The sequence below is a fragment of the Nostoc sp. genome, from assembly GCF_036917935.1.
GTDB lineage: Bacteria > Cyanobacteriota > Cyanobacteriia > Cyanobacteriales > Nostocaceae > Nostoc.
In genome coordinates, this window is sequence record NZ_JBALEL010000019.1 from 65,693 (window position 1) to 77,249 (window position 11,557).

General features: G+C 41.9%; 8 protein-coding genes. 3 read left to right on the forward strand and 5 right to left on the reverse strand.

The window, feature by feature from the left end; genetic code table 11:
• Positions 1 to 37: 37 nt before the first annotated feature.
• Positions 38 to 2,143 (reverse strand): acylase, encoded by a 2,106-nt coding sequence (locus V7K62_RS08800; RefSeq protein ID WP_334863544.1) that lies wholly within the window; start codon positions 2,141 to 2,143, stop codon positions 38 to 40.
• A gap of 406 nt (positions 2,144 to 2,549) precedes the next feature.
• Between V7K62_RS08800 and V7K62_RS08805 the strand changes: the two genes are divergently transcribed.
• The 3 genes from V7K62_RS08805 to V7K62_RS08815 all read left to right on the forward strand — a co-directional run bounded on the left by V7K62_RS08805 (position 2,550) and on the right by V7K62_RS08815 (position 5,546).
• A complete protein-coding gene (locus V7K62_RS08805; protein WP_334863596.1) occupies positions 2,550 to 3,581 on the forward strand; it encodes a FecCD family ABC transporter permease in 1,032 nt (343 codons plus the stop codon).
• Positions 3,578 to 4,618 (forward strand): FecCD family ABC transporter permease, encoded by a 1,041-nt coding sequence (locus tag V7K62_RS08810; RefSeq protein WP_334863545.1) that lies wholly within the window; start codon positions 3,578 to 3,580, stop codon positions 4,616 to 4,618. The genes V7K62_RS08805 and V7K62_RS08810 overlap by 4 nt, the downstream gene beginning before the upstream one ends.
• A gap of 109 nt (positions 4,619 to 4,727) precedes the next feature.
• Positions 4,728 to 5,546 carry an ABC transporter ATP-binding protein gene (locus V7K62_RS08815; RefSeq protein WP_334863546.1) on the forward strand — a complete coding sequence of 273 codons (819 nt, stop codon included), beginning with the start codon at positions 4,728 to 4,730 and terminating at the stop codon, positions 5,544 to 5,546.
• Between the two features lie 783 nt (positions 5,547 to 6,329).
• Here the strand turns inward: V7K62_RS08815 and V7K62_RS08820 are convergent.
• The 4 genes from V7K62_RS08820 to V7K62_RS08835 are packed head-to-tail and all read right to left on the reverse strand — an operon-like array spanning position 6,330 to position 11,546.
• Entirely contained in the window at positions 6,330 to 7,688 is a 1,359-nt protein-coding gene (locus tag V7K62_RS08820) for an MATE family efflux transporter (RefSeq protein WP_334863547.1), read from the reverse strand.
• A gap of 23 nt (positions 7,689 to 7,711) precedes the next feature.
• A complete protein-coding gene (locus V7K62_RS08825) occupies positions 7,712 to 8,743 on the reverse strand; it encodes a sucrase ferredoxin (RefSeq protein WP_334863549.1) in 1,032 nt (343 codons plus the stop codon).
• Between the two features lie 22 nt (positions 8,744 to 8,765).
• Positions 8,766 to 10,145, reverse strand: coding sequence for a cytochrome P450 (locus V7K62_RS08830; protein ID WP_334863550.1), 1,380 nt, complete (start codon positions 10,143 to 10,145; stop codon positions 8,766 to 8,768).
• Between the two features lie 36 nt (positions 10,146 to 10,181).
• Positions 10,182 to 11,546: a cytochrome P450 gene (locus V7K62_RS08835; RefSeq protein WP_334863551.1), complete on the reverse strand. Its 1,365-nt coding sequence runs from the start codon at positions 11,544 to 11,546 to the stop codon at positions 10,182 to 10,184.
• Positions 11,547 to 11,557: the final 11 nt, after the last annotated feature.

Consider the following 11,557-nt stretch of genomic DNA (forward strand, 5'->3'; position numbering starts at 1 on the left):
GCGTAGCCCGCCCTTAGACATCGCAAGCGCTAGAAGCTCAGAATATTTTACGTTCTTCTAGATGGGCAAGAATATCTGAGCGATCGCGCCACACAGTCCGCAACTTTTTGTTAGCGAACATCTGTAACTGGTCGCTAATGTGGGGCGATCCGGGTTGAGACGCGTTACCGTAGCTGGTGAGTGCCATTGCCCGTACAGGGTTGGAAAATTCAATTGCAGCCACATAGGAATCACCTCCAACAGCTTGGAACTGACCGTTTGCTTCCGGGGCAAAATAGAGCGCACGAAAAATTCCCAGATTACCATCCCCACCATTGGCAGCTAAATCCAGATCACCCAAGCGTAGCCGAAAAACCTGGCCCCACGGTACATCAAGCGCCCCATAAGTCTTTTCTACCTGTGCTGCTACTGCTTGCAGAGTTGCAACTGCACTTTCAGGATTAGCTAAACCGTCGGGTGTGGTGCGTGGAGAATTTTCATTCCAGGGTTTACTAAACGTCTTATCTAAGTCCATCTGTTGTACCCAAAAGGCAAATAATACGGCCCCGCGACTATCTGCATTGGCTTGCCGATCCCACGCTTCTAAGACATTAGCTGCTTTTTGCCCTAAGTCCTGACCATATTTGCGTGCAGCCGGAATTAAATCATCCAAAATCCGATCGGCCAGTTCCATACGGGTAGAGTGCTTGTCTGCAATCATTTCATCAAAAGAGATTTTGTCATCCTCAGCCAACATCCTTACAGAACGTTGAGAGCGGAAATCCATGAAACGAGGTGCCATGTAAGGCGGGTAATTATCTGCTTTAATGGCGGCTGGAAATGTAGTTGTCCAAGGTGGGTCATTTGTATTTTGCAACCAGCCACTCTTAGGGTCAACTATACGCGGTAAATCTTTGTAAGGATGAATTTTTGTCCACAAGGTTTTAGATGTATTTCCTGGAATTATGCCTTCCCAGTATTTAAAATCACCAAAGGAGCGCACCGGAACTTGACCGTTGAAGAGGTGCATGATATGCCCTTCTCGATCCGCATACATCACCGTAAACATTGGCAATTGCAAGCGCTGGAGTGTCTTTTGAAACTGGGCAAGGTTTTTTGCTCGTGCCATATCCCACCACTCTTGGAGTACACCTGGTCGGTCAAGACCTGCAACTCTCAGCGCCACGGTTTTACCATTTTTTTCGACTATCACAGGCCCGTGGACAGAACTTTTCACTATTAATGGTTGCTCTTGCAAGGAGCCATCTTTCTGCTTCACCTTCAAAGAGAGGGTTTTTGTCTGAAAGTTACGAACTTTGTCATCAAAGCGGTACCCATTACCTGCGAGTGTGAGTTCATAAACATCCCAACCATCGTAGGTGTTAACGGTGTGAGTCCAACCTAAGTTGTCGTTAAAGGCGATCGCTAATACGGGAATACCTACAAGTGTGGCTCCATAAGCATCAATTCCTGGTGCGGTGATTTGGGCTTCATACCACAAAAATAAATCTGACCAAGGTAGATGTGGGTTGGCTAACAACATGGCGTTCCCATCGGCAGAATGAGTTGGTGCGATCGCCCAACCATTAGATCCTGCTTGCAACTTTTCTTTGTTCGGGTCTAATACTTGCTCAGGATTGACCACAAAGGTGAAATTGAGTACCCGATGTAAGTGAGCCATGACATCTTCTGCCTTGACTGGTAGCACCGCCTCAACTTGATCGTCAATTAAGTTAGGATTTTGTTTTGCATAAGCATTGATCCCAGTCGCAAAAGCATCAAGATAACTACGAAAAGTTGGACTCTGTGCCTTGTACCAAGAACGAGCGCGTTCCGGTACTCCCGCAGTTTGTACCCAACGATCTGAATCTAGATATTTCTCTCCCCAATATTCGGCTGCGCGTCCCCGTGCTTGACCATAGAGACGCAAAAGCAAATCTCCATGACTTTGCATTTGTGCCCAACCAAAGGCATAAAATGCACTCTGGTTATCTTTCCCGTAAATATGCGGCACACCATAGTTATCCCATAATATCTCTGTGGATTTTGTGGGTACAGCCATAGTGCGGCTTCCGACAAACAAAACCAGGATAAAGCTGAGTATTAAGGGTAAAACGCGTATTGATTTTCTTTTGTAAACTCTGAGTAAACTATCAATCCTCATGAACACCACCATGTACAGATGTAACGCCTGGTGACTGAAACTGCTATTGGGCATTGGGCATTGGGAAGAGACAAGGAGTGACCTTTTAAATAATTCCTCTTTGTCCTTCCTTTATGTTTTCCTTGTCCCTCCAGTCCCCAGTTTCCTCTTGGCACGCAAGTGACTTTGACAAAGCAGATTTAAGTTGATCTAACAATACCACTTTGTTGAGAAAATATATCAAAGCTGGAAGGGTATCCTTTATTGCTTTTAAAAAATGGGGAAAGGGCTACACGATCGTGTAATCTATATATTTATCAAGAAAGATTATCAACTCTAATGATTAAAAAGCTGTTAAATATTGAGAGTGCCCAGTGAAAAAACAACTAATCAGCAGAGCGTAATATTTTTAAATGACGACAGGATGATGATAAAAGCGACTACACTCTCACCTAGAGAATTGAAAAAGCCACAAATGTCAGCCTTATTTGGTCTGATTTTGGGACTATGTATGCTGCTAATTTGCTTGGTGTACAGTGTGACGCTAGGTGCAGCAGAAATACCTCTAGATAAGATTTTGACATCTTTTATAGCCTTTGATGGTTCTTACGATCACTTAGTTATTCAGACTGTGAGATTACCGCGATCGCTAATTGCTATCCTTGTCGGTTCAGCCCTTGCTGTATCGGGAGCATTAATGCAAGGTTTGACGCGAAACCCCTTAGCAGATCCAGGTATTTTGGGTATTGAGTCGGGAGCCGCCCTCTTTGTAGTTGTGGCAATTTTTGTTTTTGGTAGTTCATCCCTAAGTGTTTACGCCCTTGTAGCCTTTTTGGGTGCGGGAGTCACAGCGGTGTTAGTTTACATCCTTGGTTCTCTGGGACGGGGAGGAGCCACCCCACTAAATCTGACAGTCGCAGGAGCGGCATTAACTGCTCTGATTTCTTCCTTCACCACCGGTATCCTCATTGTCAGTCAACAAACACTCGAACAAGTTAGATTTTGGTTAGCTGGTTCATTATCAGGTCGAGATTTTAATTTATTCTTACAATTACTACCTTTCGTTGGTATGGGATTAGTATTAGCTTTTGCCCTCGGCAGACAAATTACCACTATGAGTTTAGGTGAAGATGTCGCCAAAGGCTTAGGTCAACAGACAGCTTGGATCAAAATAATTACCGCTATCAGCGTAGTTTTACTAGCAGGAAGTTCTGTCGCTCTTGCAGGGCCAATCGGCTTCATTGGTTTAGTCGTTCCCCATATAGTGAGATTTTACATTAAAGCCGATTATCGTTGGATATTACCTTATTGTGCAGTTTTAGGTGCTATTTTACTCCTGGTCGCAGATATTGCCGCCCGTGTATTGCTCAAACCACAGGAGTTACCTGTAGGTGTAATGACAGCAATAGTTGGCGCTCCTTTTTTTGTCTACTTGGTTAAGTCGAAGGTGAAAAAATGAGTTTTGATTGGCTAGTCATTCGTTCGCAGGTGATATCTTTCCGAATTGACCGACGTGTACCAGTCATACTGCTATGTTTGGCAGTAGCGATTATAGTGGCGATGGTGATGAATATAGGGCGGGGTGAATATCCAATCTCGCCTTTAGATATCGTGAAAACTATATTGGGTTTTGATACAGGAAACCCAGACCATCCATTCGTGATTCAGAATCTGCGTCTACCCCGCACCCTTGTAGCTTTTATGGTGGGAGTGGCGCTAGCAATTTCTGGCACTATCTTCCAAGGATTGACACGCAATCCATTGGCTGACCCAGGTATTATCGGCATCAATGCTGGGGCGAGTCTGGCGGCAGTTACAGTAATTGTGCTATTTCCGTGGATACCGATTTATACCTTACCTATATCAGCCTTTGCTGGTGCTTTGCTAATGGCGATTTTAATTTACTCGCTGGCTTGGAACAACGGTAGTTCTCCGATTCTATTAATTTTAATGGGTATTGGCTTGTCTGCGATCGCCAGTGCCATAACCAGCTTGATGATTACCTTTGGCGAAATTTCTGACGTTAGTAATGCTTTGGTTTGGTTAGCTGGAAGTGTCTACGGCCGGACTTGGGAGCAAGTCTTTTCCTTGTTACCTTGGTTAATTGTTTTTGTCCCAATGGCTTTGACACTAGCAAGGCATTTGAACGCTTTAAATTTAGGAGATGATGTCGCCAAAAGTTTGGGTAGTCAAGTCGAATGGCAACGTGGTTTACTCGTGCTGGTGGGTGTAGCCTTAGCCGGTGCAGGAGTCGCCACCGCTGGAAACATTGGTTTTGTTGGTTTAGTCGCACCCCATTTAGGACGACAGTTGGTAGGTGCAACCCATGAAGGTTTGATTCCGGCTTCTGCACTTTTAGGGGGAGTGATTGTTGTGATGGCAGACTTGTTAGGCAGAACGCTGTTTGCACCTATCGAACTTCCTTGTGGGGTGGTAACTGCTGCTGTTGGCGCTCCTTATTTTCTTTATTTATTAATTCGTAACCGCAAAAAATAAGGGACTGGAGATTAGGGATTTGATAAAAACTTGCTAAAAACAATATTTTATCAACCCAAAAATCAGATTTTCATAAATCCAAAATCCAAAATCTAAAATGGTTTCACTTATGAAAGGATTGTCAACTAAAAATCTATCTTTAGCTTACGATGGTGCTACGATTATCCGTGACTTAAATTTAGCAATCCCCACCGGACAAATTTGTGGTTTAGTTGGTGCTAATGGTTGTGGTAAATCAACGTTGTTACGAGGTTTGGCAAGATTGCTTAAACCTTGTGGCGGTACAGTCTATCTTGATGGAACATCTATTTTTAATCTTTCCACCAAAGAAGTAGCACAGCAGTTAGGTATTTTGCCCCAAGGGCCAGTAGCACCAGAAGGGTTAACAGTGCAAGATTTGGTAGCACAAGGACGTTACCCTTATCAAAATTGGTTACAGCAGTGGTCGGTAAAAGATGAAAAAATCGTGCAGCAGGCACTAGAGATTACAGATTTGTTGGAATTGGCAGATAGAGCATTAGATACTTTGTCTGGTGGACAACGACAAAGAGCTTGGATTGCAATGGCCCTAGCGCAAGATACAGATATTTTACTTTTAGATGAACCGACTACTTTTTTAGATTTGGCGCACCAGATAGAGATTTTGGATTTGTTGTATGAGTTAAACCAAACTCAGGGACGGACAATTGTGATGGTGCTGCATGATTTAAATCAGGCGTGCCGTTATGCTGATTACTTAGTTGCAGTCAAAAATGGTCGAATTTTTGCTGCTGGGGAACCAAAACTAGTGATGACTCAAGAAATGGTTCGGGAGGTTTTTGGGTTGGAATGTCAAATTATTCCTGACCCGGTGGTAGAAACGCCAATGTGTGTGCCGATAGGACGCAAGGGAAAAGTAAATAACAAACAAATTTACTTAAATTCCTAAGAATATAGGACTTACGCACTGTACAAATGTCTCGTGATGTAAATTAACGATGCTCCCGGTTGTTTCAGGCTTTTCTTAATGATCCTGCGATCGTCAATAGACCAGAATGTAGGTTAACAGCATTGCTAATTAGTGTCAACTTAAGCCAAAACCCTTTTAAAATCTCGTTTCCAGCCTCTGGCTGGAAATGCTCTTCAATTGCGGCAGAGCCGCAAGTCTTGAGGCGGAGCCTCAAATAGGCATTCCCAGTCAGAGACTGGGAACGAGACAATCTCTAAAAGCTGGTTATAGGCTGGCTTTCACCTTAAGTTGACACCAATGAGCATTGCTGTGCCCTTAGAGGTTGTTTGAAAAGTGGTCGGCTGTGATATCAGGCACTTACAGCGCTTCCCGCTATTATGCAATACAGTTTTTCTTCTTGCCCCTCTCCTAGCATAGCTTTCAGCTTTGATGATGTACCTCATAGCTGCCGGAAGTGCTGTATCGATCCCCCCTAGCCCCCCTTAAAAAGGGGGGAAACGGAATCAAAGTCCCCCTTAAAAAGGGGGACTTTAAGACTCTTATTCCCCCCTTTTTTAAGGGGGGTTAGGGGGGATCAAGAAATATTTGATACTTCTCAGACATCCTCTAAGAGTATTTGATACATCACTAAGGACTTTTCAAGCATCCTCTTACGAAAGATGTGGTTTTTAAACTTATGCATATTTGGTATTTCTTGTGAATGCGTAAGTCCATTTATTTCACCCTGAGACGCTCGTCATTCTACACTTTCATACAAGAGGTTTATTGTAAAGTTAGTTTTCTAAATTCTCTCCAGGTAAATAAAGCAATGATTAAAGAAATTAGTATGTCTACAGAAGCAAAACCATAATAGATTCCATTAACTCCCAAAAACATTGGTAAGATTAATAATAGTGGTAAAAATAAAATTATATGTCTGATCGCTGTAACAATTCCTATAATTTTAGCATTGCCTAAAGCCTGAAAAAATTCAATACTACATGCCACAAAAGAAGCAAGTGGTAGTAAAAAAGTCACAATACGAAAGTTCAATAAATCGTTATAAGTAAAATTAAAATCTGGTATTAACCAGCGAATAAAGGTTTGGGGAAATAGCTGTAGAGGTAGCCATATTAGGATTAAAAAAACAGTTCCACCCATTCCAAAAGTCAAGTAAGCATTCTTGATCCTTTGATAGTTATTAGCAGCGCCATAATTCATGCCAATGACTGGTTGTAGGGCTTGAACAAATCCATACAGAGGAGTGATAACTAAGGAATACAACCTGATAGTTGCTCCACCAAAGGCAATGTCAGTATCAGTTCCATAGTACGCCAATGATTTAAAAAGTACAATCTGTTGAAATATTTCCATAATTTCCACAAGCATGACTGATAAACCTACAGATAAGATTGCAGGTAGTAAATCTAGCGCCAGATGCAACTTTTTATAATTAACCGGAATAGAACTTTTGCTGGAAATAAAATATGTACAAGTTACAACAGAATAAACTATTGCAGAAATAACTGTAGCTAGAGCTATTCCTTGGATTCCCCAGTTTAATACAATAACAAATATAGTATTTAAAATAATATTAGCTAGGACATAAATTGCCGAAAATAAGGTTGCTATTGCTATTTTACCTTCGGCTTTGATTAACTGGCTAGAAGAAATTGCTATAACTAAAAATACTGAACCTAATATATAGGTTTTAAAGTAGTCTGTTCCATAGGAAGCGACTTCACCTTTTCCTCCCATAAATAAAATTAGTTCTTCGCCGAAATTGTATGCCAATATCGTGATAAAAGAGGAAACAATCAGACAGAGAATTATGAGAGTACCAAAGATTTTTGATTGAGTTTTGGTATCTCCTGAACCAATAACTCGACTCAGAACTGAAGCAGAACCCACTCCGATCGCAACTGCACATCCAATGGCAATAGATGTAAGTGGAATAGAAAGAGATATAGCTGCTAACGCAGTTTCACCGATAAAATGCCCTGCAAATAAGGCATCAATAAAAGTGTTCAAGCCGATTAGTAACATTCCCAAAATCCCAGGAATTGATAACTTGAACATTAGTTGAATCAGATTACCTTGAAGAATTTCATTGGTAATTTGAGATTGTTTTTGTGAACTCATTTTTTGTTCTTAGCTCTTATTCTTTACTCAACCTTAATCAAATGACTAACACGATACTGCTTAACTGCTTTGAGTTGCATTTCTTTTGCTGAGTTCAATGCACTCATAACTTGACCACAAACTTCAACTCTGGCTTTATAAGCACCTGATACACTGCTATCTGGAACTGCAAAATCAATCTGAACTTCCGCCCAATCCTCATCCTCTCCTTGAGAGACTTCTTGTTTTGCCAGCACTTGTCCAGCTTTGGAGTAATCGAGCCAAGTCCAACCCAATTGCATCCAAATTTCACGCTCGACTATTTGCTCAAATTTGGTTAAACCTGCCCATCCTCGGTAGAACTGACGCAGCCCCAAAGCGGAACCATCTCTGTTTACCAGTAAATCAAGGGCTTCAGGTTTTAAATGTCCCCAAAAGCAGCCTTGGGGTAAGTCAGCTAAAGTGGGGGCGAATTGATGACCGCCAAAATGAGTTGTTTGCCAAACTCTTAACTTTCCATTGGCAGCAGGAGCATATTCTTTGCGTAATCGACGATATATAGGATTTCCAAATCTGCCACAAGCAAGGTCTACTTGAGCATGAGTGCAAACCATGAGTTCGCGAATGTGACTGGTTTGTTGCTGATACTGCTGAAACTCTGATAAATCATTGGGCTGTTGCATCAACTGCTTGAGTATTGCCGTTACTAAAGCAGTTGCTTTCTCCTCTGGAACAACAAACTCCTGCTTCTCAAACTGAGAAAATAGTTTGGCAGGATGATAATAATACAGTATGCGGGTTAAGCCAGGGTGAGAGTACTCACGGTCAGGAGCAATTACCATTGGTCTGAGCTTAATCTTATGTTCCTCAAAGACCTCTTGGAACAAGCCTAATAATGGCTTGATTTTTGGATGTTCCTGAAAAAGTTCTTGGGGCCAAGGTTGGGGAATTTCCATAATCAGCCAATGGTCACAAGTATCTGCTGTACCAATTGGGTCTTCTTTGTGAGCTTTAGAAACCAAAGAGCAAAAACGACAATCTGCGAGGGAAAGTTGATCGGTTTGTTGGGTTTGCATATTTATAAGGGAGTTGTATATTTTAAGTAGAACTAGTAACAAGCTGTTGCGATCGCTCTTGGTGTGGACGCTGACCAACCATTACCATTTTCAGACCACTAGCAGGGGGATAGTTAACACCTATAGCTTTAGGTTTCTCTACTTTTTTATGTGCTAAGGCTAATTGATAGTGTGAGAGAATTGTGGCTAATACTAGCTTCATTTCAAAAAGTGCTAATAGCTCACCTGGACAGCGACGCACACCACCACCAAATGGCAGAAATTCATAGGGAGAATATTCTTTTTCGAGAAAACGCTCAGGTCTGAATTGCTTTGGTTGGGGATATAAGTCCTGACGTTGATGAGTTAAATATATACACCCTCTAACTACTGTACCTGGGTCTAATTTGTAGCCCATGACTTCAATTGGTGATTCTACAAGTCGGGGAAATGTCACAACCTGAGTTGGATAAATTCGTAGGGTTTCATTACAAACGGCACTCAGGTAAGGTAAAGCGATAATCTTCTCAGGTTCTGGAGACTCACCAAGGCTATCAAGTTCTTCTAATAATCGTTCGCAAACACCAGGTATACTGTGAACCCAGTACAAAGCCCAACTAATCGCAGTTGCTGATGCATCTTGACCACCAAATAATAATGATGGGAACAAATCTCGGATGTATTCATAGGTCATTGGTTGACCAGTTTCATCACAAGCAAATACCAATTCTGATAATACATCGGTACGCGAAGAGTCCACTTGTTGGCGACGTTCTGCGATTTCGGCGTGGAGTAGTTTGTCAAATTGCCGTTGTAAATCAAGCCAATATCCCCAAGGACTCCAGCGACCCAAATCCCTTTTTAAAAAAGGATAGGACAGAGATATATTTAGCCAGTGTGACCTGGCATAATTTATCAGTTTAGAAAACAGTTGTCGAAATTGTTCGTAACGCTCTCCCTCACGCAAGCCAAATAATGATGGCAAAACGACTTCTAAGGTAATCTTTTGCATAGTCGGGTAAGCCAGAAAAGATTGACTTAGTGTCAGTTGATTCATGACTTTTTCTGTTATTTTACAGATATGCCGTCCGTAAGCGGATGTTTGAGTTCCCCGCATTGGTGACATCAATAACTTACGACGATTTCTGTGAGGTAATCCATCTAGCGCCAGCAATCCGTTATGCCCAACTATTGCTGCTCCACCTTGATTCAACTTGCCAGAAGCTGTAATTTCTTTGGCATTAGTAAAAATCTGCTTCATTCCTTCTGGATTGCTGACTATTACTAGAGGTGCAGAATCACCCATAATGGTAAAAATGTCACCATAGCGATCGCTCATAGTATCCATGAAGCCAAGGGGATTAGTCTCAAATTCATGACTGAGCGATCGGGGAGAAGTTTTTGGGCCATCAGGTAGTTTCATTAGTATTTTTAGTAAATGTTAAATTATTGATAGGTATTAAACTGAACCGACAACCAATGGCTGCGACTGTTCTTGATGCTGACGCCGACCATGCATGACCATCTTGACGCCGCTAGCTGGGTAACAAATCAGACCTCCAAATTTGGGACGTTCTGGACGCTTGCTAACTAGCTCCAATTGATAATTTGCAAGAATAGTTGCTAATACAAGTTTCATTTCAAATAGGGCAAAAGTTCCGCCAATACACACACGAGAACCGCCACCAAAGGGGAGAAATTCGTAGGGGGAGAATTGTTTTTCTAAAAAGCGCTCTGGCTTAAACTCTTTTGGCTCTGGGTATAAATCTTGGCGCTGATGTATGGAATAAATATTACCAGTAAGTATCGTTCCGGGGTTAAACTCGTAGCCCATTACTTCAACGGTCGATTCTACCAACCTGGGAAAGGCAAATAGCTGAGTTGGGTAAATTCGCAAAGCTTCGTTACAAACAGCATTTAAATAAGGTAGTCCGACAATACTCATGGGGTCTGGGTTTTCACCAAGACTATCAAGTTCGTCAAGTAGGCGAAGGCGAACATCTCTTATAGAATGAATCCAGTACAAAGCCCAACTAATGGCAGTTCCGGAAGCATCACCAGCTGCAAATATGGGCGATAATACTAGATCACGCACCTCTTCATCACTTAATGTTTCGCCCGTTTCATCACAAGCAAATATCAAATCGGAAAGCATATCAGTGCGTGAAGAATCTGCTTGCTTTCGCCGTTCTTCAATCTCAGCGGATAGCAATTGAAAAAGTTCTTGTCTGAGGTGAAGGCGATACCTCTGTGGACTCCATCGACCTAAATCCCATTCTCCAAGAATCTTATCTATAAGAGATTGTCCTATTCTGAGCGCAGACGCAAATAAATATTTGATTTTTTCATAACGCTCTCCTTCACGCAAACCCATTACAACCTCTATACCCACTCGCAAGGTAATATCTTCAATGATTGGGTATGCAACGAAGGGTTTTCCAACTACCTGTTTACTCATAATCTTTTCTGTAAGTTCGCAGATGCGTCGCGCACAAGCTTGCATCCGCGCTCCATGAAAACCCTGCATTAATAGTTTGCGTCGATTTTTATGAATTAAGCCATCAAGTTGAAGAACTCCTTGATTTCCTGTCATCAAGGCGAAATCTTGATTCAATTCACCTCTAGCTGCAATTTCCTTTGTATTTGTAAAAATCTCCTTTATTCCTAAAGGACTGCTGACATAAACTATTGGTGTAGAACCAAACATCAGAGTGACGATATCACCATAACGTTTGTAAATACTATCCATATAGCCAAAGGGATCAGCCTCGAATTGTAAAATGAGCAGCCAGAAGGGCGTTTTTGGGCCTGGGGGTAGTTTCATAGTCTTTTTTA